The organism is Paenibacillus sp. FSL H7-0331, assembly GCF_001956045.1.
The window spans coordinates 62406-88226 of the sequence record NZ_MRTH01000032.1 but is presented as its reverse complement, the minus strand read 5'-3'; the positions used below and the strand labels follow the sequence as shown (position 1 = coordinate 88226).

The 25821-nt window shown below is 46.8% G+C and carries 15 protein-coding genes; 2 read left to right on the top strand and 13 right to left on the bottom strand.

Features of this window, described 5'->3' with window-relative positions; all coding sequences use genetic code 11:
* Window positions 1-512 precede the first annotated feature (512 nt).
* The 7 genes from BK127_RS31630 to BK127_RS31600 form a co-directional block, all read right to left on the bottom strand.
* Window positions 513-1952, bottom strand: a complete 1440-nt coding sequence (locus BK127_RS31630) for a HAMP domain-containing sensor histidine kinase (protein WP_076236090.1) — start codon at window positions 1950-1952, stop codon at window positions 513-515.
* Window positions 1939-2631 carry a response regulator transcription factor gene (locus BK127_RS31625; RefSeq protein ID WP_256711537.1) on the bottom strand — a complete coding sequence of 231 codons (693 nt, stop codon included), beginning with the start codon at window positions 2629-2631 and terminating at the stop codon, window positions 1939-1941. The genes BK127_RS31630 and BK127_RS31625 overlap by 14 nt, the downstream gene beginning before the upstream one ends.
* Window positions 2632-2710: 79 nt before the next feature.
* On the bottom strand, window positions 2711-4720 hold the full coding sequence (locus BK127_RS31620) for a serine hydrolase domain-containing protein (RefSeq protein ID WP_076236088.1): 2010 nt from the start codon (window positions 4718-4720) through the stop codon (window positions 2711-2713).
* A gap of 123 nt (window positions 4721-4843) precedes the next feature.
* The gene (locus BK127_RS31615; protein ID WP_076236087.1) at window positions 4844-5035 is read right to left on the bottom strand and encodes a hypothetical protein; all 192 of its coding nucleotides are present in this window, start codon (window positions 5033-5035) and stop codon (window positions 4844-4846) included.
* A 294-nt stretch (window positions 5036-5329) separates the two neighbouring features.
* Window positions 5330-6055 carry a CPBP family intramembrane glutamic endopeptidase gene (locus tag BK127_RS31610; RefSeq protein WP_076236086.1) on the bottom strand — a complete coding sequence of 242 codons (726 nt, stop codon included), beginning with the start codon at window positions 6053-6055 and terminating at the stop codon, window positions 5330-5332.
* Window positions 6056-6222: 167 nt separating this feature from the next.
* Complete coding sequence (locus tag BK127_RS31605; protein ID WP_256711534.1) at window positions 6223-7287, bottom strand: sensor histidine kinase; 1065 nt, start codon at window positions 7285-7287, stop codon at window positions 6223-6225.
* A complete protein-coding gene (locus BK127_RS31600) occupies window positions 7262-8002 on the bottom strand; it encodes a response regulator transcription factor (RefSeq protein WP_076236100.1) in 741 nt (246 codons plus the stop codon). The genes BK127_RS31605 and BK127_RS31600 overlap by 26 nt, the downstream gene beginning before the upstream one ends.
* A gap of 175 nt (window positions 8003-8177) precedes the next feature.
* On the opposite strand from BK127_RS31600, the gene BK127_RS31595 reads away from it, so the two are divergent.
* Window positions 8178-10085, top strand: a complete 1908-nt coding sequence (locus BK127_RS31595; RefSeq protein WP_076236085.1) for a serine hydrolase domain-containing protein — start codon at window positions 8178-8180, stop codon at window positions 10083-10085.
* A gap of 117 nt (window positions 10086-10202) precedes the next feature.
* On the opposite strand, the gene BK127_RS44075 is transcribed toward BK127_RS31595, so the two are convergent.
* The 3 genes from BK127_RS44075 to BK127_RS31590 all read right to left on the bottom strand — a co-directional run bounded on the left by BK127_RS44075 (window position 10203) and on the right by BK127_RS31590 (window position 11037).
* Complete coding sequence (locus BK127_RS44075) at window positions 10203-10367, bottom strand: hypothetical protein (protein WP_179097677.1); 165 nt, start codon at window positions 10365-10367, stop codon at window positions 10203-10205.
* 302 nt (window positions 10368-10669) lie between these two features.
* On the bottom strand, window positions 10670-10753 hold the full coding sequence (locus tag BK127_RS45855) for an IS3 family transposase (RefSeq protein WP_372237390.1): 84 nt from the start codon (window positions 10751-10753) through the stop codon (window positions 10670-10672).
* Window positions 10714-11037, bottom strand: a complete 324-nt coding sequence (locus tag BK127_RS31590) for a hypothetical protein (RefSeq protein WP_076236084.1) — start codon at window positions 11035-11037, stop codon at window positions 10714-10716. The genes BK127_RS45855 and BK127_RS31590 overlap by 40 nt, the downstream gene beginning before the upstream one ends.
* A gap of 240 nt (window positions 11038-11277) precedes the next feature.
* Here BK127_RS31590 and BK127_RS31585 point away from each other — a divergent pair, with 240 nt between their 5' ends.
* Window positions 11278-11607, top strand: a complete 330-nt coding sequence (locus tag BK127_RS31585) for a transposase (protein WP_305954340.1) — start codon at window positions 11278-11280, stop codon at window positions 11605-11607.
* 245 nt (window positions 11608-11852) lie between these two features.
* Here the strand turns inward: BK127_RS31585 and BK127_RS31580 are convergent, their stop codons facing one another.
* The 3 genes from BK127_RS31580 to BK127_RS31570 all read right to left on the bottom strand — a co-directional run bounded on the left by BK127_RS31580 (window position 11853) and on the right by BK127_RS31570 (window position 25796).
* Window positions 11853-13928 (bottom strand): S-layer homology domain-containing protein, encoded by a 2076-nt coding sequence (locus BK127_RS31580; RefSeq protein ID WP_076236083.1) that lies wholly within the window; start codon window positions 13926-13928, stop codon window positions 11853-11855.
* Window positions 13929-13998: 70 nt separating this feature from the next.
* The gene (locus BK127_RS31575; RefSeq protein WP_076236082.1) at window positions 13999-19350 is read right to left on the bottom strand and encodes a CARDB domain-containing protein; all 5352 of its coding nucleotides are present in this window, start codon (window positions 19348-19350) and stop codon (window positions 13999-14001) included.
* 20 nt (window positions 19351-19370) lie between these two features.
* Window positions 19371-25796: a 3-keto-alpha-glucoside-1,2-lyase-like domain-containing protein gene (locus tag BK127_RS31570; RefSeq protein WP_076236081.1), complete on the bottom strand. Its 6426-nt coding sequence runs from the start codon at window positions 25794-25796 to the stop codon at window positions 19371-19373.
* Between the last annotated feature and the right edge of the window lie 25 nt (window positions 25797-25821).

The window sequence follows — 25821 nt, the reverse complement described above, 5'->3', positions numbered from 1 at the left end:
ATCTTATGGGTCAAAGTCTGAAACTCGCCGTTACCGGCGCTCTGAACGTTGCGGTGTCTATCTGCGCCCGGGGAACCCGGAATTTAGCCAGCTGCTGAACGACTGGTCGCTGCGAACACTCGCGAATCTCTTCTTCAATCTAATTTAATAAATACAAAGGCATTCACCAAATTGAGTGAATGCCTTTTACTTCAAATCTTTATTTTCTACTTCAAAAAATTTATTGTCCTTCAATAGATCTCTTCTCCTTGTCGGATGACAATCGTTCCTCGTTTCTTCATAAGTCTTTCGAGTTTATTCCAAAGGCTTGTTTTGATCAAAGGCCTTCCACTCTCACTCTCTGGCTACCCTACTTGGAAGTGGCTGTTGCACAGTTCGATTTTTTTCACTTGTCTACTTGACGGGGGTAAGACCCATTTAAAATAAGGGGCTTATTCCTTAATGTCTACTTAAGAGGGATAATATCAGCCGATTGTTTACCTTTGAGCTGATCCTCATTAAAGGAAACCCTTTTATTTGATGAAAAACATACTTGAATAACGTGTATTTGTCTTAGCCATATCCATCCTATCTTCCTCTGCACAAGGCAGACTGATCCGGAACAATGTGGAATACGGCTGATGGATCAGAAGATCAATCGCACCTTGGTGACGAGCAATAATTTTTTTGCATATGGCCAATCCCAATCCCGTCCCATCCTTCACCGGAGAGGCTCCGCGTACAAATTCTTCAAAAAGATGCTCCATGTCCTGCTCCTGAAAGCCGACACCGTTATCTCCCAGCCAGAGCACGACGCGCCCGTCCAGCCCCTCGCAGGAAACATACAGTTCAGTCCCAGCGGGATTATATTTTAGCGCATTGCCTATCAGATTCGCAACCACGCGATTCATGTGCACGAGATCCATCATAACGTATAGCGGTGTCTCGGGAATATCGACCTGCAGACTGAATCCTTTATGCTCAATTTCGGGATAGTACTCCGCGATTTTTTGCTGATACCATTTGGTCAAATTCACCTTCTTCAGATCCAGCTTCAAATGATGGTCGTCCAACTTCGCAAGTTCAAACAAGTCTTGAATTAGCTTGCTTATGTAGGAGGATTTATCATAAATGTATTGGACGTACTTACGTTTCTGGCTTTCGTCCAATTGATGGCTGTCTAGCAACAGTTGGGAATATCCCAAAATGGAGGTGATCGGCGTCTTCAAATCATGGGATAAATGCAGCAGCAGATTTTGTTTGTTCTTCTCGACCGCTTCCTTGTCCGCGGATGCGAGCTGTAGACGTTCGGCCATTTCATTAAACGCGTTGCGAATTTCCGCAAATTCCTTTACCGTAAAAAAATCCAGTCGTTTCTCATAGTGAAACTGTTTCATCTCTTGAATGCCTTCAACGATTTGCAGCAGCGGCTTCTTCATTTGCCGGACCGAAAATCTGGTGAAGAAATAAAGCGCAAAGAACAATAAAACGATAAAGGTAGCCACAAAAATGCCCAAAGCGGTTACCATTTCACCAAGCGGTTCGGGTATTTTCCATAACAGTAGATACGGTTCACCGTTAGGACCAGCAACAGGATAAGCATGATAGGCGATTGAATCATCGACTCTGTATGTGTCCATTTTGGCATAAAGCTGCCCATCGGAGTACGAGGTAATATCGTCCAGCTTCTCCCCCTGGATGGCAATCACCTTACCCGACTCATCCACAAGCTCCAACCATCCACCGTATGTATTGGGCCGCTGCCCGTCGAGCGTTCCCTGAGGTCCGTAGAGTTCATTAGGGTCCAAGTGTTTAAAATCCGGTGTTTTGACGAAAACCCGGTTCATTACAAAATCCATGTTCAAAAGAGATATCGTGGTCACCGCGAGCAAAAGGCTGATAATCGCCAAATAATTAACAAGAAACGAGCGTTTGAGCGACCGCTTGCCTGGCTGGTTTTTATGCTTTTTCAAAACGGTAGCCGAGCCCCCTGATCGTGATAAGATGAACGGGCATTCTTGAGTTATCTTCAATTTTGTCTCTGATCTTGCTGATATAGACCATGACCAAATTTTCATCGCCCATATATTCCTCGCCCCAAACCTGTTCGTAAATATGCGCTTTGGTAAACACTCTGCCAGCATGACTCATCAACAAAGCCAGGATTTTGAACTCAACCGATGTGAGCTCCTTCTGCACACCACGCTTGTAAAGCTTGCAGCTCTTGATATCCAATCTGATGTCCCCAATCTCAATCCTCTCCCGGTCTTGATTCTCCGGCAAAGCATACGAATAGGCACGCCTGAACAAAGCCTGAACTCGACTGACCACTTCAAGCGGGTTGAACGGCTTACTTATATAATCGTCCGCACCGAGCTGAAGTCCGTTGATTTTGTCCATATCGTCTGATTTTGCTGAAATAAAAAGGAAGAGGACATGCGAGTCCTGCCGCATATTTTTGAGCAGCTCAATGCCGTCCATTTCCGGCATCATAATGTCGGCCAGGACGAGATCAATCATCTCCTTTTGAAAAAGCGTAAAGGCTTCCCTTCCATTGTGGGCTTCAAACGTTTCGTACCCGTAATTCTTCAGATAGATCGCGAGCAGCTCGCGGATTTCCTTTTCGTCGTCGATGATCAGAACGGATTTAATTTTCCCCACTCCTATCCAGCACATATTCCCTCTTATCTGCGGCGGGGCCGCAAACAAGAGGGATGCAATGTTTAGTATACTAGTACAAGTTATCTGCGAACTTTGACAATAGCGCAGCCGCTTCTTGCCTGAGCAAAGGCTCTTTCGATCGATAGTCAACAGCTACACTTTTTGTATCGACAACATCAGGACCGTATAATCTTTTCGCCACTACGTAGCTAACTCCTTCCATCGCCCAAGAATCGGTCATTCCGTCAAGCTTGATTTCTTTTGGAGCCGCATGGAGGTAAGCGAATGCCATGTTCCAAACAATCGTCGCCGCCTCCTCCCGGCTAATCGGCTTCAGCGGATTGAACTTGCCGTCTCCGGTACCTTTTATAATTCCGAATTCATAGGCGGCTTGTATTTCTTGCTCGAAGGGGCTGCCAGATATGTCGGTAAATACAGGTTCCTGTCTGGAAGGAGCTAGCCCTGACCATCTGATGAACCATTCGATGAACTCCCCTCTTGAGATCCGTTGATTCGCTTGAAAGGCTCCTTCCCCGCCTCCTTGACCAATCACTTCTAGCTGCCGCAAATGATAGATGTAAGATGCATAAGGATGTTCCGGGGCAATATCCGGATATCTCTGAGGCTCGGGCATATTTTGGGACCAGCTATCTGACTTTTGATCGTAGTAAAAGGCTCGAACCGTGTTATCGGCGTTTAATGTAAAAGCTGCTTTCACGCCGTTCTCGTCTTGGAACAGCAGCGGCTCGATTTCACGAAGCATATGCTTGCCAAGCGGATCGGTCGCAATTAGCGCACCGTCTTCTACACGAACGCGGGTCGTCCACATTCGGTTTCGCAGGTCGCTGTAGACCCCCTCGAACTTGGACAGGGATTGCTTCGTAGGCGTGAGCGGCGCTTTAGGAGAACTTTTCTCCGGGTAATAGTGGTCCATAAATGCCTCAAAAAAAGGAACACGAAAGTCAAAATCTTTGTTCAGGTTAACGTAGATCCCGACCTTCTCATCGGGCAGCAGCCACATGCCGCTATGGTAGCCGTCCACATCTCCGCCTTTCTCCACCACGCTGTGTCCGTTATAATTCTGTTGGTTGGCATATTCAAAGCCGTATGCCATGTTCGGAAGGTCGGAGTGGATGGCAAGCTGAGGCTTGTGCATTTCCTCAGCCGTAGCCTGTTCCAAAATCTTGGCATTTCCAAGCTTGCCGCCATTCAGATGAGCCATCATGAATTTAGCCATGTCGGAGCCGGTTGAGAGCATGCCACCGGCAGGTAGGACCGTCGGAACCGTGGCATAGGTAGCAATAGGATCACCTACCACGTTATAAGGGACGGCCAATTGCTCCATGATTTGCGGAGTTAACTGATAATCGCTGCTTGCCATGCCGAGGGGCTTAAAAATATGGTCACGCACATAGTCGTCAAACGGCTGGCCCGACACTTGCTCAACAGCATGACCCTGTATCGTGAAGCCCAGGTTATCGTAGCGGTAGTACTTTCCAGGCTCGCGAATCACTGTGGGCACATGCTCCTGGACAAAGGACTTCAAGGTAAATTCCCGTTTCAAATCTTGCGTCGTTAACTCGGAGGTGTCCCCGTGATCGAATCCAGTGCTGTTCATCAATAAATCTCTCATCGTTAGCGGAGTATCCGTTTGGTTGGGTATACGAACTCCCCCCAAGTAGGCCGACACGTCCGTGTTCAAATTGATCTTCCCTTGCTCCACCAGCTGCATCACCGCCGTAGCGGTAATGACTTTTGATACCGAAGCAATCCGAAATACGGTCCGGTCCGGATCTACGGGCAGCTTCCGCTCTATATCTGCGTAACCGTACCCTTTCTTTTCCAGTACTTCATCTCCCTTTACAACAACAACCACAGCCCCGGCCAAGTTGTCTTTGATTTCAGGCTGTGCCATAAACGCATCGAGAAACTGTGCCAATTCGTTAGGGCTTTTCGGGCCTGGCTGTGCTGGTGCAGCCGATGCGCCCGAAAGCAAATGACTCCCACCGATTGTACCCCATGTCATAGCAGCCGCCAAAGCTAAGACTGTCTTGACGCGAAACCTTCGCCAAATCTTCATCGATTATTCTCCTCTCAAATCCACTTGTTCCCCTATAGAATAGCCGCACAAACTTAATCCGGTTATTATACAACCTTAATGTAAAGTGAAAATGATTTGAAAGTGAGCGATTTGAACGAACTGTTAATTTAAAGCTATTATACGGCCTGAGAGACCCGAACAAACCATGCTTACATGGAGCGGTTCTCTTCCAAAAATACTTAAATAGATGTTTTCCAGTCTTTCAATACTCTTCTCGGCACTGATTGGAGCATGATTCCAGGCATTTTCTAACGGTTTTGCCGCACTCATCGCATTCGCAGCTCTCGCTAACAAACTATCCTTCCCCCTTGCCCTTAGGATTGTTCTTCGCCTTAGCAGCACACTTTGTCGTCAGCCACAGCCACATGATTCTCCAGCAGGCTTACAGACTGAGCCAACTGCACTTTGAAGTGTTGAACCTATATAAATTGAACTAAAGGAATTCACTTTAACATCGTCGAAATAAAGAAATACAACCTAAAAATGAAACAGAAATGACATAATACAGTTTTTCAACAATTTATTTCAACCCATTTCATTTGAGATGATATGGGTATAAAATCCCCATTTTATAAAATGTTAATGGCTCTATTTGATAATATGTAGCAATGAAGCAATTGAAGGTAATGTATCTATTCCATAATGTAAAGCAATCAATATCCAGATGTTCCTATATCTCCACCACAAAAATCCTAAGATAATACCAATAACAAACACTGGTACAATAGTTCCTATGAGAACCGAATAAATATTCCCCGCCGTTCCCTCTACTCCGCTTGAAAGTAGATAACGAGAGGGAAAATGAAATGAAGCAAATAAGAGCGCAGATAAAAAAATACCTAAGATAGCTCCACATACTTTTTCCAATCGAGTTTGGAGTATATATCTATAAAAAATCTCTTCTGGAATAGCCGCTTGCACAAGCGGTAAAAGAAGTCCAACTGTTAATTTTATCCATATCATGATACCACCATTGGCAACAACTCTATTAATCTCAGCTAAGTAACTACCATTTAGAAGCATTCCAAGAATAAAACAACTAAATACTGCTATACATATTTTCCAAGTTAGTTTGGTTTTAAAAATACTAGAAATTTCGTACCCAAGTCTTCTATAAATACACAAGGGAACAAAAAGCAGAAAAATGATTTTAACAAATACTACATACCATACATCCTCAATAAACTCTGTAGCTCCTAAAATTGGCATAGGAAAATACATTATCGCTACAGAAAATAATGCAACAATGAAAATATACAATAAAGAATATGGTATAAAGATACCCAATTCCTTTTTTGGTTTCTCAATATTCATAGATTAGCCTTACTCCTTTATATCGCTGTTTTAATTAAATGCCAATTTAATATAGTTTTTTACCAGTTCCAACAGTGAGACTCCAAGCATCTAAGCAAGAAACTTCTTTCTCTGTTTTTCAGTCAATCCATTCCTTTCGTATTGTTCAACTTCGGTATAATTCAAGCCTATATCTTTCTATACAAAACAAGCTCAAACGCCGTCCGGCCATGGCTTGTGTCGAGATTCAGCTCACCGCCATGCAGTTCCAGCGTTTGCTTGGCGATGGCCAGCCCGAGTCCCGTCCCGCCGTCTCCTGGCCGGGCATAGTCTCCCCGTACGAAAGGATCGAAGATGACTTCCTTTAACCGATCCGAGATGCCAATGCCGTTATCAATGACACTCAGACGAACAACAGCCTTCTCGTCCACAAGCTGGATAACCACATCCGTGCCGGACGGATTATGCATAAGCGCATTGGCCAGCAGATTGGATATCGCCCTGCGCATCAGATTGCAGTCATAGTCCACGATTACCTCTTCAGAGGGGATACTCAGTTCCAATACAAATCGCTTGTCCTCGAATTGGTCATAATAATCAGCGGCGATCTCCCTGAGCAATTCAGCCAGATCCCCTGACTCAGCCGACAAGGGGTAATCGGTGCGTTCCAGCTTGGAGAGATTGAAGATATCATCGATCAATGCAGCCACCAGCGTGGCCTTATTTCCGATCAGCTGCAGATATCTCTCTTTCTTCTCTTCGCTGTCAACCATCCCTAGCTGCAGTGCGTTGGCATAGCCCTTAATCGTTGTAATCGGCGTCATAAGATCATGCGACAGATCGGCAAGCATCTGCTGCTTGCTGTCTTGCAGCCTCCGGTTCTCCAGCTCTATCCGTTCCAGCGTTTCGGCCATATCGTTGAAGTGCTGCTGAATCACCGTAAATTCATAACCAGCCTTAATATGGAGGCGTTCGGCATACTGCCCTCTCTCCATTCGCTGAATCGCCCCCGCAATATGCTCCAGCGGACGGGTAATTCGCTTGGCCGTCCACAAGCTGTAGACATACACATTAAGACCGAAAAACAGCAGCAGCAAGACCAGTCCCGGCAGCGAGATCTCGATGGTCTGACTGTCCGTATCCAGAACCAAGAACAGGAAGGCCAGATTGACCACTCCCAGTGTGATGGCGAAGAAGGTATAAGACTTAATCAATCGGTAAATCAGCTTATCTCTCTTCAACGGATTTCCCATCCAACTCCTCCTTCCTGGCAAGTTTGTAGCCCAGTCCGCGAATCGTCCGAATATAACCGAGCTGCTTCGGCGAGTCTTCTATTTTATCGCGCAATCTGGAGATATGCACCATGACGGTATTGGCATCCTCATAGTAATGCTCAGACCAGGCCTGCTCGAATAATTGTTTCTTCGTATATATTCGTCCGGGCGACCTCATCAATATCGTCAGTAGCTTATATTCGATTGCTGTCAACGGAATTTCCTGACCTGCCTTGTACAATACGCAATGTTGATGGTCCAGCACGAGTTCCCCGACTACACTTTGTCCAGCTTGATCGGGCTGCTCATAAAGGGAAGGTTCATTAAACTCATAGGTACGCCTCAGGACGGCCTGAACCCGGGCCACTACCTCCATCAGATTAAACGGCTTGGCAATAAAATCGTCTGCCCCCAGCTTCAGCCCCTTAATCTTATCGTTATCCTGTTTTTTGGCTGACAGCAAAATAACGGGCAGCTTGTGCTCCGTACGCAGCATCTGCAACAATTGAATCCCATCCAGCCGGGGCATCATGATATCAAGCACAACCAGATCTATCTTTTCCTGCCGTATACAGGTCCACGCCTCTAATCCGTCATAAGCTTCTATCACGCATAAGCCTTCCTTCTCCAGAAAAAGCTTCAACAGTTCCACAATATCGCGGTCATCGTCGACGATAAGTACCGTTCTAGGCACATCCATAACCTCCTTCATTCACTCCTAGACTATACTATACAGTTTATCATTCTCCCCCCTTGGTGTTAACGATTTAAGATAAATGTAAGATTGGTGAAATAGACATGAAAGTTAGTTCCCTTAATCTAAGTTAAGCAACAATATGGACACCTATTAAGATTGGGAGGTTATAGACATGAATTTGAAAAAGGCAGTCATGGCCCTGCTTGTCCTTTGGACATGCACACTCAGTTGGATTCCGGCAGCTAAAGCCGCTGCTCCCGAGGTATCCATCACACCCGCCCAATTGGAGCAGACGATAGATTCTGTCGTTCTTAACGGAATGGAAACCGCGCATATTCCCGGTACTGCCGTCGTGGTGACGATCGGAGACGAGATCATTTTCAGCAAAGGCTACGGTTATGCCGATGTAGAACGGCAAATTCCCGTCAACCCGCAGCAGACGATTATGCGAATCGGCTCACTTACCAAGACGCTGACCGCAACAGCCGTCATGCAGCTTAAGGAAAGAGGGAAGCTTGCTTTGGATCAGGACGTCGGCACTTATCTGACAGCATTCAAGGTACCATCTTACCGGAATCAGCCGATAACGCTGCAGCATCTGCTGACCCACACCGCAGGCTTGGATGAAGCCATATACGAGCTTGCTGCCGCATCCGAGAGTCGTGCCATGTCTGCTGATCAATATTTGCGCCGCTATTTCGCCATGCAGCCCCCTATCCGTGAACCGGGCACAGAATTTGCTTACAGCAACGCCGGACTTGGGCTGGCTGGCGTTGTCGTTGAACAGATTGCCGGAAGTACGCTCAGCGATTATATGTCTCATAACCTGTTTGAGCCGCTGGATATGCCAAGTGCTACTTTCTCTGTGCGCGAGAATGATCCGAACATGGCGAAATCCTATGTGTATCATGACGGAAACTATGTGCAGATCCCCTATTCCTACTTGAATTTACCCGGCTCAGGCGTGCTTAGTGTCGTTCCCAATGAATGGGCTCACTTCATGCTAGCGCAGCTAAATGGCGGGTTATATGCCGGGCAGCGCATTACCGCAGATGCGACGATTGAGGAGATGCACGCGCGCCAGTTCTCGGAACACCCCGATGTGGAAGGTGTAGGTTACGGTTTCTTCAGGGATCGTCTGCCGAACGGTATGTTGATCTTATGGCATTTGGGAAATGTTGACGGCTTCTCTGCCAAAATGCAGCTCATTCCCGCGCAGAAGCTTGGTATCTTCGTTATTAGCAATGCGACAGCATCGGGAACGCAGCTCACCGACCTGGTGACCGACGCCATCACCGGTCTGCTGCCCGCAGCCCAGACACAGCCGGCTGCGGAGATAGCAGCTTCCGTCAATTTGGAGCAATATGTGCGTAACTATACGCTCGGCTTGAGTCCTCGGCACGGCTGGGGCAAATGGTTCAAGTGGCTGGGCGGAAGAAATTTTGAGGTGAGAAGCGCAGGGGACATCCTGGAAATCACGGGAGTATTTCCGGATGGGAGTGGTATGGAGCAAACGAGAGGCTATTTGCCTTTGAATTCCGGGTTGTTCAAGAATAGAGAGAACGGAGAATACATCCGGCTCCATCAGCAGGAAGGCAAATGGAAGATGACCTTCACACACGGAGTAACGATCAATGAACAACCCCCGTTTCTCCAGCGGCCCTCTACGCTTATGACTGTTTACGCAGGCTTCGCCCTGCTGTGGTTTGCCTTATTCGTTATTGGGCTAGCGCGTTATGTGCTGCGGCTATTCATGCGCAAGCAGTCGAACAAGCTCGGCTCTATCTTCCTTGTTGCGTCAATCTATATCGTTTATACGGTTGGGCAACTGCTGTACGGCAACTCAGAGATCATTACAAGGGGCTACCCGGCCTGGTACGCCTGGGGCTTCTCCTCGCTGCCCTTCCTGGCTGCCGCGATCGCTATCTACGCTGTCATCCGTTCCTTTCGTTCATGCGATTTGAGTAAGATGGCTAATGAACGGCTACACAGATATAGCCATTCATTGATCGCCTTGATGGCGCTGAGTCATCTATATTTCCTGTTCTATTGGAATATGCTCTCTATCCATTATTCCTGAGCAGCTAAATCCTGAGAAATTATTACTAATTACCATGTATTCTTTACTTGATTGTGATGCAAAGAATCTAAACCGTGATAACATAGAGAAAAATGAAATCATGGAATGGTCGGATCATTATGGAATCGAAAGATCATGTATTCGAAGTTCTACACCACTCGGATCGTGGGAGCCAATATGCTTCCCAAGATTACCAAGACCAGCTCCAATGGCAATGCTAACGGCCTCACCGTCGCAAGCCATTCGATCATCAGCCGATGTATCTCCTGTATGGTGCTGCAAGATTTAAGGCTCTCAATAATTTTGGAATGATGTTACAAAAAACTTTCACCAGCATCTCCAAGATCACTTATCGTTTTAATCAACGTGCTAACTACATTCATCATTAAGCATCTGGCGATGGAGACGGAAACAACGGAACTTGTATTGATTTCTGGAAATGACATCATCAAGTATGCTATTATTTCCCTACTTCCGATGACATGCTTCTATTCCATGGCATCAAGCACTTCCACATAGGAAGTGGAGATTCCCATTATCCCCTCGTGGATCGTACCACTGTCAAGTAGACAGATGAAAATAAGCTATGCTGCCAGCGTGCATCGATATTCAATCGGTGCGCGCTGTTTCAGATTGGATTGAAACCGCTGGTAGTTATAAAAATAAATATAATCTTATCCACGGCTTGATGATCCCCTTCATTGAGGTCAGCCACCTCGTCCAAAAAGACTTTGCCGGTTTTATCGAGAAGGTGGGACTCTTGTCCTTCATATCGGGCGAGCGCTTCGAATTGTTCGAATATGTCCGCCTCTCTTAGCGCCATTTGTCCGGAATCGTGGTGAATGTCTATTGAACCACCTTGCTTGCGGCTGGCAGGGAATGGTTCGTGTTCACAGACGATGGCTTTTACACCATACCGCTGCAGAATAAGGGCAAACGTCAGCCCGCCCACGTTTAGTTATCATAAAAAGCAACTCCTATCTGCTGGAATAAAAATGACAGTCAGAACTTAAAAAAGTTCTATATAAGTTGAACTAAAGATTAGAAAACAATGGTAAGGATTTTGCTTCTGCATGTCGAAGTAATTAGGAAACCACTTAGACAGGCAGGAAATCAGAATGGAAAACACAGGTGCATTTCAAGAAATCGAAACCGCGATGAAAAAAGCAAAAGATCGTCTTGGTAATCGCGGATCATGGACTCGTCTTCAAATAGCAAATGGTCGATTTCGTCATTCATGTATAAAATCGTGATCGTATTAGACAATGCAAGAATTCACCATGCAAAGCTGCTCGCACCATTCCTGAACGAGATGAAAGATCGACTTGAGCTTGTATTCTTGCCTCCATACAGCCCGAAACTCAATATTGTCGAAGGTTTATGGAAATGGCTCAAATCGGACATCATTAACAACGTTTTTTACCACACAGTTGCAGAGATTCGCACCAACGTGCAACAATTCATGGATGAGATAATGAAAACCCCCTTGACCATCATCGACCGTCTTTGTGTCAGGTTTTAATCAGGATATTCAATAGTTCAACTTATATAGAAGATAGTAAAGCGCTTACTTTTTAAAAAAATTTGCAAAAACCCCACCCTTTCCCCTGTTCTCTACGAATCATAATAAAACGGCTTGTAACGAATAATCATCAAATCTTGTTTCCTTCATGTACGATTTTAACTTTACAGCAAAAAGAAGCCTGAAAGCAGAGAAACTCTACTTTTTGGCTTCTTTGAATGAACGGGCTCACCGTTGAATCAAATCTAGCTCAAATGTTGCAGTAATCGGAATAGGATCGAAGCTGCCTGAGCTCGCTGTGCATGCTCTTGCGGAGCAAAGGCCCTTTCAGCTACACCATTGATTATGCCCCATTCATAAGCAATACGGACAGAATCCAAAGCCCAGAGGCTGATCTGTGCCTGATCTTGAAAGGGTAGCTCTTTATCGCTCACAACTGGCAAGATAGCCTCGCTTGAAGTCATAAGTGCATTGACAAGCATAACGGTCATCTGTTCGCGTGTGATTTCTCCCTCAGGATCGAACAATCCGTCTCCAAGCCCGCTCACAATGCCTGCTCTGGCTGCGGTTTCGACCGTTTGGGCATACCATTGATCTTTCCCCACGTCCCGGAACATACCTTCAACAGGCTGATACTCTAAGCCCAAAGCTCTTATCAATAATGCGGCAAATTCAGCACGTGTAACCATTCCATCCGGGATAAAGCTGTCCTCATCCTTTCCATTAACGATATGTTTAGCGGCTAATATACGAATCTCATTGTCGGCCCAATGATCTTTATCTACATCAACGAACCGCTTGTCGTAATGCATGATCCTATATCGACTAAAATGATCCGTAGTGAAGATCATATTGTCTTGTCTAATCTTCCCACCTACATAATTCCATTGCTGCTGATCTTCATCGAACCAGTAACTACCCAGTTTCTCGAGATCGATGGTCGTTCCGACCCTACTGGGGAGTGCAATCTGTACTTGAATACGTTTTTTAAAGTGAGTAACGGATTGGGTGCGTTCTCCTTTGACTTCATCCAATTGAAATTCATATACGCTTCCAATCGGTGTATATCCATCTGCCAGGTTTGTTACATCACCTTGTAACCTGCTTACCGTTAATAATAAACTGGCCTGTTCTTCGTTTCCTACGATTCCCTCTTCTACCTCCCAAGCTCCCGGCGGAATTATAAAGGTAGCTCCTGAGATAACAATCCTAAGTGCTGTGTCGTTTAACAGCAGTAATTTCATATCCGAGGATGGCAGCCAGAGCTTCACCTTCTCCCCCGGACTAACTCTATCATCAGTCTCAATGAAGATCTGTTTTCCTATTTCTTCTGAGAGCGACCTAATCCCTATCCCCTTCAGGATCTGGTTATATTCTTCGAGTGTCTTTAAGAAGCTGCTGATATGCTCGGTGAAATCGTGATTAGGAAAAGCATAGGTGATTTCATTGCCACGATGCTCAACAAGACCAGCCTGAATAGTTGAAAGATACACGACTAACTCCTTCACCTTCTTCATAACTAGATCTTTAAGCTCCATATTCTTACTGTCCCCAAGACCCTCCAGTAATGCTTTACCGTGCTCAACGATCTCTGTACGGGTCATATGTTGATAAGCTGTATGGATTAAATCAATGAATGGAGCGTTGGGCGTTACAGGAGGGATGCTTGGCGTACTCGGTCCACCTGGTTCAGCAGAATTAACAGGACCGCCAGGCTCAATTGGGTTTGAAATGATGGTTACAGGAGGGACGCTTGGCGTACTCGATCCACCTGGTTTAACAGGATTAACAGGACCGCCAGGCTCAATTGGGTTTGAAATGACGGTTACTGGCAGTGTGAAGTTCATGTTGGACGGAATCAGTTGCGGTGAGGAATCGACCGCTTTGACACCAACCAGCTTTAAAGTAACCGTTCCGGTCGAGACAGGCTGAAATTGCAGCGTGGAAACTGTCAGATCCTCGGTTTCACCAGTTGGCAGGCTTTTCCTTGTCATCGCCATCGTGATCCGGCCATGCTGTGTATCCGTCTCCTTCACCAACAACTGAAATCGTTCATTGACCGAAACTCCGTTATTCTCAGATAGCTGAAGGATACTGGGATCATACTCAAGGTGAAATTCAATCCCGAACAAGTCATTTACTGAATGTCCCGTTACTCTGATTTCAAAAGGCTGGCCTTGCTTCAAATTCCCTTCTTTCCCGCCAGAGGAAAGCTCCAAGCGGAAATCGGCTTCCAAGGAGGCAGCTTTAGCTGAGAAAGATGGAATCATACCCAGCAGGAGCATGAGGCATACACATATCGTTGCAGCTGTTTTAGTCATTATTGTTCTCCTTATCCTTATTGCCCGGACAGCCTGCTATGACATTCACAGCAGGCTGCATACGGTCCAATTATTTCTGAAGCAGCTTAAGTGCAATGAAGCTTAAATCAGCAATATCAATAATTTGATCTTGATTCATGTCATAGGCCAGCTTGTATCTAGTATCATCCACAGCCTTGCTCCCGTATGCTTTGGCAACGAGAACAAGATCATTAATGGTAATCTTCCCATCACCGTTAACGTCTGCATTGGCCAGTGCCAGCAGGGCCACGATATCCTCTTCAATCATGAAGCTTACTCCTTGACTATTCGAATAGTCCGAACCATTGCGAAGGGTAAAGCTCATCACATCGTCAAGGTGTACTGGCGTAAAGAACAGCCTGATCAGACGTGCTTCTCCGTTAATTCCCTGTCCACCATCTGCGCTGGTCCGTGTGCCAGCCATTCGGACGAAGGTTCCATGATCTTGATAGCCCACATACGCATGTTCTCCAAAGTCGGAATGTGCCTCTACCTTCGACAGGGATAATTGGTTTCGATCATAGGCTATATCGAACACGAAGCCGTATAGATCCTGAGCATCCCTGACCCCTACATCAATGGCTATTTCATTTCCGCCAGATGGAGTTGGGGCCAGACGGAAGTCGAAGACGGCCGAGTCTCCAGGATTCGGAGATACACTCTGTAAAGATTGCACCTGAACCTCATCGATCCATAGCTCGGAATTTCGATTCATGAAGCCTACCGAGCCAGCCGTTATATCCTGATCCGGATTTGTCTGCATGACGAGTTGGTCATTGATATACAAGTAAAAAACATCCTCCTCCGCCTTAATCGAATATTGATTGTAGGTGTTGAAGTTAAAACCAGGCAGTATAGCTGTCAGGCTGATTGGCTGGTTAATCGTAATAAAGTTGGTCGCCGTCGTGTACTTAACAAAGGAAACCGTCTTCTTTTTGCTGCTGAATTCAAAATAGTAATAGGCCTGCGGGTTGGCAAAACGAACTAGCGTTCTCATCTGTTCCCCCGTCCCGTTACTGGCGGTGCCTTCCGCATATTTGGCTTTGAATGTAAACAGATAATTTTTGTTCGTCTCATCGTAATCTTCCCATGGCCCTGATTTGGCCACCTTCCGCACCGGATTGCCGGTTGTGGCTGTACTGGTGCCTTTCATCACCTTGGAGGAGAGAGTAGCATCCGTGACATGGGACCAACTTCCCACGCTTCCCGCAGAGTCCCATAGAGTCGTAATATTGGTTTCAAAATCATCTTGGAACAAAATGTGAACAGGTCCTGAAACAGCCACACTTTTCTCCAGTTCGTTATTCGACGAATTCGTTTCCTGAGCGTTCAATAATCGGACCTCTGCCTTCACCACGTAGACCTTTCCCTCCGTGGGCTTCCAGGTACCGGAGGTTATAACAGCCGTCTTCCCAGGTTCAAGCGCTCCCTGATGCTGGACGGTTCCGATCATAGAGCCATCAACGCGAAAGGTGATTTCAAATCCCCCCGTGGCAGCTGCCAGACCCGCGTTTCGGATCGTAGCATTAAAAGTAACGTTGTCATTTACCTGTGGTTTATCTGGAGACCAGCCAACTTGACTTACCGATAAATCCGCTGACTCTGCGGGTGTATGAATCGTCCATTGACTAAAATCATAGGTCAATGTTTCACCGCCGTGCCGAAGCATCATGACGTCACTGCCGACCTCCTGCTCGATGAATGGAGAGCGGATTAACGGCCAAGCCGTATAATCGACAGCACTTCCATTAATCTTGCGATCACCGTTATAGGTGATGCTCAGATTTTCACCAGATAGCGCGGTATAAGTGATCGTTGGATTCGTCTGATCAAGGCCAGAGGTATCTACAGTTGTTTGACTCTTAATCGCTTGTGCAAAACGCTGAAGTTCATTGTTAATGCGTTCTTCATTGCTCAAGGCATTATCGTTTTCCACCTGATAAGATATAGGATCTGCTGTTTCTACGATGATTCCATTCTTTAGCTGCTCGCTTCGCAAAACGGGTATGCTCAATGATCCGATGGATTCCTGAGTCCATACGTAGGGCTTCAAAGGCTTCACTGCTAGCAGAACGCTTCCTCCATGCCCGAATAACCAGCCGCTCGGATCTTCTACCAGCTTCTTGAACGAGCTTGAGAAGGGCGCATTCACATAGGGGTAAGGATCGCTGGCCGGAATGTTATAAACAGCTACAATTGCTCCATCCTTTTGAAGAACCTGCTCATAAGGAGTTGCCCCTGATTTAATTCCCCCTCGTTTGGGATGAGTCATAAAGAAGGTGCTATAAGGCTCGTCGGACTCCCATCGTACCAACCAACGGCGCAGTTGATCTGACCATCCTAAGGTGCCGTTACCATCAAATTGGCTTGCTACCCCGTATTGCTTTGTGATAAAGCTGGTTTTTCGATAACCGTGAGGCCCGTTGAGCTTGTTGGTTGGATGTTGGTCATGGCTTTCCAGATGTAAATGAGGGACTGCTCGGTCAGACGAGATACGGGTCAGAATATCAGGTACCCTATAGGAGGACAGCGCCCCTATAACTGAATACATCCCTTCCGGATAATTAAGCTCGTTCTCCCTTAACCTTGGCTGCTCATCACCACCGAAGTACAGCCACGCTATAATATTGCCCGCTGCCCCCAGCTTAGGGCTAATACCTTCATAATCCCTTAATGTAGAGGAGATCCAGTAGCCATTCACCCATTCTCCCCCCGTATTGGCAAGCATCCAATCCAGTGTCATCTTAGCCTGCTGCTTCATAGAAGGGTCCTCTGCATATTCGTAAAGCATAAGGAGACATTCCACATACAGAGCAAGATACGTGGTTGAGTCATATTCCTTCATTCCGTATTTCACAAACCGATTCATCAAATTTCTCAAATCCTGTTCAGCATACTGCTTCGTCCCCACGGCCTTGCTCCAGTCCGGCCAAGTTTGAGCAACCAAATAGCCTGCCGTTCTGAACTTGATCATATGATTCTCGGTGCTACCATTGTTAGAATAATCGATAGCCTGCAGCTTTTGCTTCACCTTTTGACGCAGCGCCTCTGGATACAGATGACCATATTTCAAGTAGGTATCTATATTGGACGTGTAAAAAAACATCGAGCTTCCAGCAGGATTATCATTGATACTGTTAATCCATTGAAGCGCCGTATCAACATCAGTCCCCAGTTCGAACCTAGCCTGCGCATAGAATACCGCTTCCTTGACCCAAAGTGTCCTGTCGGTTTGCTGCGGCTGCTCGTTAGCAAATGTCTGAACGATATATCGGGCTCTTTTGTCAAAATCAGTCATTTCGGTTTCATTCTTCACTTCTTGTATAGCGGCATAATATATGTTCTCATTATTTTGCTTATTGCTCTCTTCCACATGTCCTTCGGAATCCACTGTGGCCGCTACAGCATGCGTACCCTTGACTGCACTCCATACCGCATTGCCTGTTACGGCAGCCATCTCGCCAGATTGAAGGATGCCCATATATACAGCCGAACTGACGGTGGCAGCGTTAACCGATGGATCTACCTTGAAATTGACATTAAATGTTGACTCATTCGTGGATACAAGCCCCTGATTTTTTATGTGAGCAGTAAATGTCACTTGATCCCCTGGCTTAGGAGCAGCTGGGTGCAGTGTCACACGCTCTATGACTAAATCAGGCTTGTTAATCGTTTCCATTCGCAAGTTCTCGAAGACAGCCTTCGTCCGTTGGCTTCTATTCTTGGAGGCAGCGAATACCCCGGCTCTCACTTCACCTGATAATGATTGCTGATGCTGAATCAGAGGCGATCCCCACTGTAAGCCATCATTTGACACGTAAGCAGAGAATACATGATCTGTTTTTTCCAGCTTTATATATTTAGGCGTAGTAACTCCGCTTGTCAAATTGCTGGTTACAACGCTGCTGTTATTGCTTCTGCTATCCAACCGCAAACTGCGGTTAGCTGACAGTCGCAAGCCTACAAAATTCCCATTCGCCTCCAGACTCTCTCGGAACATAATACCTGTACTTGCTGTGCTGTCAGCAGCTGTCAGTGATTGAATTCGAGCTATAACCGCTACATCACCCTTGGTTGATTGATGTACATAGCTAAATTCATCCGATAATCCGGCGATATCAAATCCTGAGCTTTCCAGTGTAAACTCACCGTTACTGTAAGTGGCTGATCCTGCCAGCTCGTGACTTCCAATCTGGTTGTAGGTCCATTGACTTGGCAATCGAAGGTTGGCGGCCTGGAGCCGGACTGGGTATGAGCTGACATTCGATTCGAACCCGTCAGCATGAACCGAAACCGATCGTGTGCCTGTTGGTGCTGACGCAATCCAAGGCGTTGAAACAAGAGTTGTTTTCCACCCCTTAGGAAGAACTACTCCTGCTTGAGTGCCAGTAAGCATGTCGCTGCCGATGGCAAAGCGGACGTTCAGGTCGCCTATATACGCCTCATCACCCAGATTTTCTACTACGGCATGAAACACGATCGAATCCCCTTCAAAAGCATTGACAGGTTGCCATGAAAGACCCGTCACCTTGAGATTCGCAGCTATCTGTGAGGGGTTCTTGTAGGTTGGATCTTGATACACTTCCAATTGGGTCAATTGAATACCATTGGCCGCATTGGAATTGTAGGTGCCGTTAAGACGCACATAACGGACATTAGCCGAATTGAAACCAATCTCATGTTTATGCTTCGGAGTTTTCTCAAACCGGTAGTCCTTGGCAGGTGCCAGAGTAGTGAATTGATTGCCATCCAAGCTTCCTTCTACGTTGAAGGTTAGCGTTCTGGCACTCCAATCCGGACCTTGATAAAGAACAACTTTATTGATATCATAGGGCGCTCCCAGATCCACTACAAGGTGCGCGGGTGAAGCTGCCGATTCCCATTGAGTCGAGATATTTCCGTCAATAGCCATCGCGGCCGTACGCCCAGTGGACGTCTTCTCGGAACTAGCTGTAATCGGCTTCCCTTGGGCTAATTCAGCGGCTGGAAGCATGATAAGCTTCTCCATATGGGAGACAGTTCCTTCGATCTCGGCCTTGATTTTATGATGATTAGGCGCAGCTCTCCATGTCTGATTGCTTGTGATCGTGACTGTCTGGAGAGGCTCAATCGCCCCCTCATATACCGCCTGTATAACCGTCGAACCGTCTACGGTAAAGCGAACAGTCGTACTTCCACTCGTTGCTGCATCTCCTTGATTTTCAACTACAGCCTGAAAAGACAGCTCGTTACCGATTGCGGGCTCTACCGGGCTCCAGCTTATATCCTTCATGACCGGAAGCGGACCTGCTGCGTTAGAAGACACTAGGTCTTCTGCAGCAGCTGTCCAAGGACGGATTGGCATGAAGGAAAGAAAGAGAAAAATGACCACAAAACAAGAAACGTACCTTCTACTGTGCATCCGTTTGCTCCTCCTTACCCTTACCATGATGAGTTGCTCCTTCTCAGGATTCTAAGAGCCACATAAGAGATATCTACAATATCAATACGGCCATCCTTATTCATATCCAATTTCAGCTCATACCCTGCGTCTCCCATTTTTTTACCGAAGGCCTTGCCTAGGAGCACAATAGCATCGGAACGCGGCTCTTGACCTGTGATGGCTGTCGAATCGGCGATAGCAATCTGGTATGAAGCACCATCCTCCACGGTACTATCGATGCCTGTGCTGTCAGAAAGGACTGCACCTGCACCAAGGGTTACCGTAGACAGATCGCTTTGATTCAGCGTCTTGAACGTCAGTCGCAACAAGGGCGCACTACCGCTCACTCCTTGCCTGAACCCCGCTTTACTTGCAACTATATGAAGCTTTCCTCCATGGTCTTGATACAGAATGAAACCTTGGCCGTTCTCCCCTCCTTCTGCAAAGGGCTCCAGCGCTTCAATCTTCTCCAACCGCAGGTGCCCAGTACTATACTCCATCCTAAGATCGATTCCATATAAATCCTCTGCCTGCTCGGCTGCAACCGTCAGACTTACGTGATCGTTAACTTCGACAATCGCTTTATCCGCTGAGAGTACGAACTTTTGCTTTGTCACCGGGCCGGGATCGGAATTTCCTTCCGACTTGATCAGCTTGAACTCATTGAAAATGCCTGGATTCTTCGAATCCGCCACGCCCCGAGTCCATTGGATGAAATTATCGCGTCCTGCCTGCATATCCGCATCATTTACAGCCACATTGAAACGGAAGGTCTCGCCCTCGCCCAGAGTCAAATGATGGATCATCGTCTTCGGTATTTGGATTTCATAATAGGTTTTATGGAGCGCTTCATCCCGGGAGATAGAATACGGAAGCTGGCTGCTCACGTTGCCATTCAGGTTAGGCGGTCTGGAATAATAAATATTCGAAAGATGTGTCCCATCATTATGCAAGGCAAAGCCCCACTCCATATCATCCTGGTTATAGCTGGCAGAGCTGTCCTTAAGCGGATCGATACCGAACTGCACCGAATCATTTTTCCACATATTAGGCGGATTTTCGGAGGCCTTGTGAATATCATCTGTAACCTCGACTGCCATAAACAGATTATGCTCATCCCACAATGTATAGGCGACCGCATCCAGATTGGTTGGGTTGTAGACACCTGTGTTGTTTTTATCTGCCCCTCTCAAGTGAATCGGATATGCCTTCTTCCAATCCTTCAATTGTCCGTCTATCGCAGGCTGATCCGATATGCGGGAGGTGATTAGGAAATCCAGTGGAACCTTATCCTCGAAAATAACCCTGTTATACACCGTATCGGTCACCGTCAAGTCATTGACATAACGATTAAAATCATGTGTCGTCTTATAGTTCCATGCAAACCGCTGACTGACGGTCTGGTCTTTCGCCAGATTCGCAAAGGTGTCACCGGATAACGGCGTCAACGGGGCTCCATCCGGCCCACGAAGCACAACCCTGCCTGTCTTTGGAACTTCAGAAATACCTTTGAGTTCAACCTCGACCTCATCCAGCTCAGCAAAAGGCTTCACCACTGGCTTGATGATCGCTTTGATGGCATCATTGATGCTTAGCTCAACCTTAGCCGTTTCGATGATCGCTCCGTCCGATTCCAGTATTAGCTTTGGTGTATACTGACCTTTGGAAGCATTCGCTGGCACTAATAATGGAATGTCAAAGTTATAGGTATCGTTGGCTGGAATACGGACCGTTTCAGGCGGCAGTTCTCCCCAGCCTGCAGGAAGCTCAAGGCGGATTGTTACCTGCTTGCTCGCATCTGTATCATTGACAGCCGTACCGGCAAGGCGTGCCGTGTATCCCGGTTCTCCCGTTAAACGGGCCTGGTTGACGTTGAGCCATACTCCTGTATAAATAGGAAGATCGGCGGCAATAATCTGCTCCAGAACCTTAGCGAATTCACCTGCTAATAATCCGTATACATCGCTCTCTGCATATCTGGATTTCCCCAATCGGGACTCAGCCACTGCTGCATAGCGCTGGACTCGAAGCAAAGCAGACGTGGATACCGGGAGCAGATGGTGTCCAGCTGTTTTCAATTCGTATTTGCTTACAGCTTGCTGTACATTGGACTTGTAGGGGTGTGTCACCGTTTGGATGCCTTGAGCATGCCGAGCTTGGATCAAGGGCTTCGATGCTGCCTCTGCATAATTGTAGAGGGTTTCCATGGCCACAAATGTTTTCACCCGATCGATATTAGCGTTCTGAATTTCGACGGCCAACTCCGTCATGAGGGCATACACATCTTCGATGCCCTGCTCAAGACCTTGGGCTTTAGCGCTCAGATTCGAATTCTGCAAAGTCGCTGCCAATCTGATTTGGATGCTGTCCAGCTTAGTTAGGAGTGGGGTGACTAGAGCTTCATTCTCGCTATTTTTGAGATTTTTAATCTGTTCCAATGCCTGATCCTGGTAATCCTCCAGCACATGGAGCGATCCGCTATACAGCACATCAGGTGAAGCATTCAGAATATAGACAGGCGATCCCGATACGGTAACCTGTGTGATGCCATTCACCGTTGGCTTGACTGTATCATTGCCATTAATATCTCTTACGGTCACCTCGCTCGAGCCTACCTGCAAGGAAAGCTCGGATACAGGCGATACCTGGTCAGGATTATCCTTATGGTCTACGGAGCGCCAAGCGACGATAATTGGTTTGGAATCCTTTAAGTACACATAGGCCTTCACCTTATTGTCCGGTACATCCAGACGTCCTGCATACTCGGCACCCTCCAGGGTCGTCATCATGTTGTTCACAGCTCCATAGGACAGCTTAGGTCTGCCGTCTACATCAGTCATACCCCAAAATATTTCATAATAATTTTCATCGGTTCCATCATTTTTAAAGTTGTAATACTCCCAAGTCCTTACTTGTGGCTGTGTCATGTAGATTAGAAAAGCACGAACAATATAATCACGCTGCACTTCTTCTGTAACACTCGGATGACCGCCTTTAGCCGTAGGCCAGCCGCCCTCTGTAAGGTAGAAATCCTTCCAGCCGCCGTATTGGTTGACCATGCCTCCTACGTCATGTATGAATGATTCGATGGCGCCATCAGGCATAGCATTATATACATACGGATGCCAGGAGAAAGCATCTGCATAGTTGTAGGCACCTAGCTCCAGCTCTTTCGGCAAAATGCTTCGTACGCTTGATGTGTGGTCACCTGCGATGAAGGTAGCACTGGGATCTGCTTTCTTGACTCCCATGTATGCCCTTTTCCATTGCTGTACAATCTCATACGGCACATAGGGCTTCACATAGTTCTCCGGCTCATTAGGCGTTTCGTACCGATTGAATTGCCCCTTGTAATGCTTCGTGCTTTCATTCGCAAAGCTCTCGATCAGCTTCAACCCTTCATAGGAAGCCGCTTTTCGGGTATCCTCGATAAAACCAAATACAGGTATGCTGTATAAACCAAAGCTTTGGATTTTATTCAAGTAAGCGTCTTTCTTAGTGAAGTCAAAAATGGGCTTGCCGCTGCTGTCATATTGGTTTGCAAATACATCAGCTAAATTCAAGCCACTTCTATGATGCTTTATGCCCGCTTTGCGAGCAGCCTCCATAAGATCATCGCGCCAATTAAGCGCGTAATGCGTGTTAGCGCCGAATTTGGATTCCAGCTGCATATCCGGTTCTGTTTGCTCAGCAAGCTGCTTCACTACTGCCATTCGTATGTTCTTGGAGAACCTCTCTGCATGAACTCCGTCGATGTACAGCTCAAGCTTTACATCATAGGTGCCAATCTGATTCAAGGCTGGAGTGAGTATCAATGTTTCATTCCGTTCCTCATAAGCGACTAACGGGTAATCAACAGAGCCCTGAGAAACCAGCCCTTTATCACCGTCAGCCTTATGGACCGTGTATCGAACCTGAAAGTCATGACTTGCAGAGCCTCCCGATAGATGCACTTTGACCCCTGCCTGCTCCCCAGGACCGTAAATTCCGGTATAATTTCCTGCTGGCTCAACATAGTAGACAAGTGCAGATTCCAATGGCTGTACCTGAATAGAATCAATCATCAGATTAATCCCGTTGACGGTGCCGAATTGAATGTAGCCTTTACCTATGCGCAGCTGATCAAAATCATCGATGCCGATCACCTTGGCTCCATTGATGTACAGCTCATGAGTAATTCCTGAAACCCGGACTTCATAATCAATCCAACGATTATCCAGAGATTCATTATAGGTTCCAAGTGCGTAGTTACCGCCCAAGTCTGTCTTTCTCATGATGAAATAACGCATGTTGTGGCTTCCCCACTCCATGGAATAGTTGTTATTGTCATTTTGCGCTCGATAGCGTAAACGCCATACGTTGTAAGATTCATCGCTGGTGCGAACGTATTTGGCTCTGAACTTAAGGGCAAAGTTGTCCAGATTGGCATATTGGGGATCAGATAAGGTGGCGCTAGGGTAGGCTTGGTTCTTCTGACCATTAAGGCGAAGCACCTTCATGCCCTCTGGCAATTGCACAACCTTGGCGTCACCGCGCACGCTCCACCCAGGCGGCACGCTGCCCGCAGACATATTTTCGAAGTCTGTCACATAAGGCTGGAATTGGCCTGTTTGAACGGTCAACTGACCAGACGCAGGATAACGCGCTGTCCGATTTTCATCATCCTGTACAACGATATAATAGCTCACATGGTCGAAACGGCTCGTTCCCGGAATATTCATCGTGAATGATTGGGATGCTTCCTGCCTCAGTCGTACCTGTGAAATCTCCCCATCTCCATACTGGTAGTAGACAACAGCAGTGACGGGAGAACCTGCATCCGTTACTTGGAAGAGAACAGGAATATCCGCATTAAAAGGTACTGTCGTCTTGGGAGTATGGGTTAAAGAAAGCTGCTGAAAGCCAGTCACTTGTACTGGATGGCTGACGGACAACGCTGCAATCTCCAGTCCCACATTGTTAGAGCGAAAGCCAATACCTCCGGTTGGAAAGCGATTATTGGCATCCGTAGCCGAAATCAACTCATTGCCATTTACGAATAGGCTGAACTGTCCTCCCCTTGCTTTGATCCGGTAGTCATTCCAGATGGAAGTGTCTAAAGTGGTTGTCACATTAGCCGTCAAGTTGCCCTTATATACGTTGCTCTCCCAGTAGTGCAGCTTCAGTGTAACCTGGTTGGAAGCTGCCAAGGTCTGTGCTTCAATAGCGTAGTAATTGCCTGCTTCATCGGCCCTGAAATAAAATTCGGCCAGACCGTCGGCTTTCTTCGTGAATTTGCCCTTGAATTCTACGTCATAGTCCCTCCAGCCTTCAGCATTAGCTTGGGTCAAATAGTTACGCGTATTGGACGCATTAGCCTTCATGACAGGAATCCCTGAGTCATGAGTAACAATCCATTGCTCGGGTACTTGGGTAAAATGGGCTGCCGTAAATGAAGGATTGGTGAAGTGATCCCGATAACCGCTCGATAGATGGCTCCCACCGGAATCTGCAGCCTCAATCATATAGTTCATAGTAGTCCTTTCAGCCGAGTGAGGACCAGGGACACGAACGGTGTAGTTATCTCCAGCTCCCTTATTCATGTTTGCGCTTTCATAAATAGCACCGTCTTCGGCATATCCGTACCTGTAATATACTTGCCCTGTCACCGCGGATGGAGCTGGAATATGCGCAGTAAGTTCAGCTCCTCCGGTTGCCGAAATTTGGGTAATGGGTGTATGTACGAGCTGAAACTCCTTAGCTGGCTCTTCGGTGCCTCCTTGCCCCTTTACGGTAAGCTCATCCATCTGTAGACCAATATTTTGACTGCGGAAGCCGATATTTCCAGCAGGATAATGATGATTGGGGTCTGTCCCCGTAATGATAAGGCTATCATCTATCCAAAGCTTAATCGTACTTCCCTTAACTTCAACCTTGTAAACATGCCATGCGGTCGGGTCGAAGGTATGGGTAACATTGGTCGTTATATTTCCCTGATAAACCATGTTAGACCAACGATGCATCTTAAATACAACGCTCTGAGATTGATTTTGCGCGATTTGCGCCTCCACGGAATAGAAATTTCCATTCTGATCCGCACGAACAAAAAATTCTGCCCGGCCTACTACATTGGAAGTAAACTTAGCCTTGAAACTCATTTCATAATCGGTCCAACTGGCCGCATCCACATTTTGCAAAAAGGTCCTGGTATTCGAGTTCACTGCTTGCAGTGAGCTCAGGTTCCCCTCTGTCTTTACATCCCACTGGGCAGGTACATCCTTCCAATGGTTTTGCGTAAATGATCTGCTCTCAAAGCTGTCGGTAAACAGGATCGAGCTGCCGCTGCTCGTGTGATCTTCAGCTGCTACCGATACCGGAATAGATCCTATGACCAGGATAATAGTCATGAGTATCACGATGAAACGCTTAAACCCCTTTAGATTCATTATTCAACCTCCTTCAAATGAAATC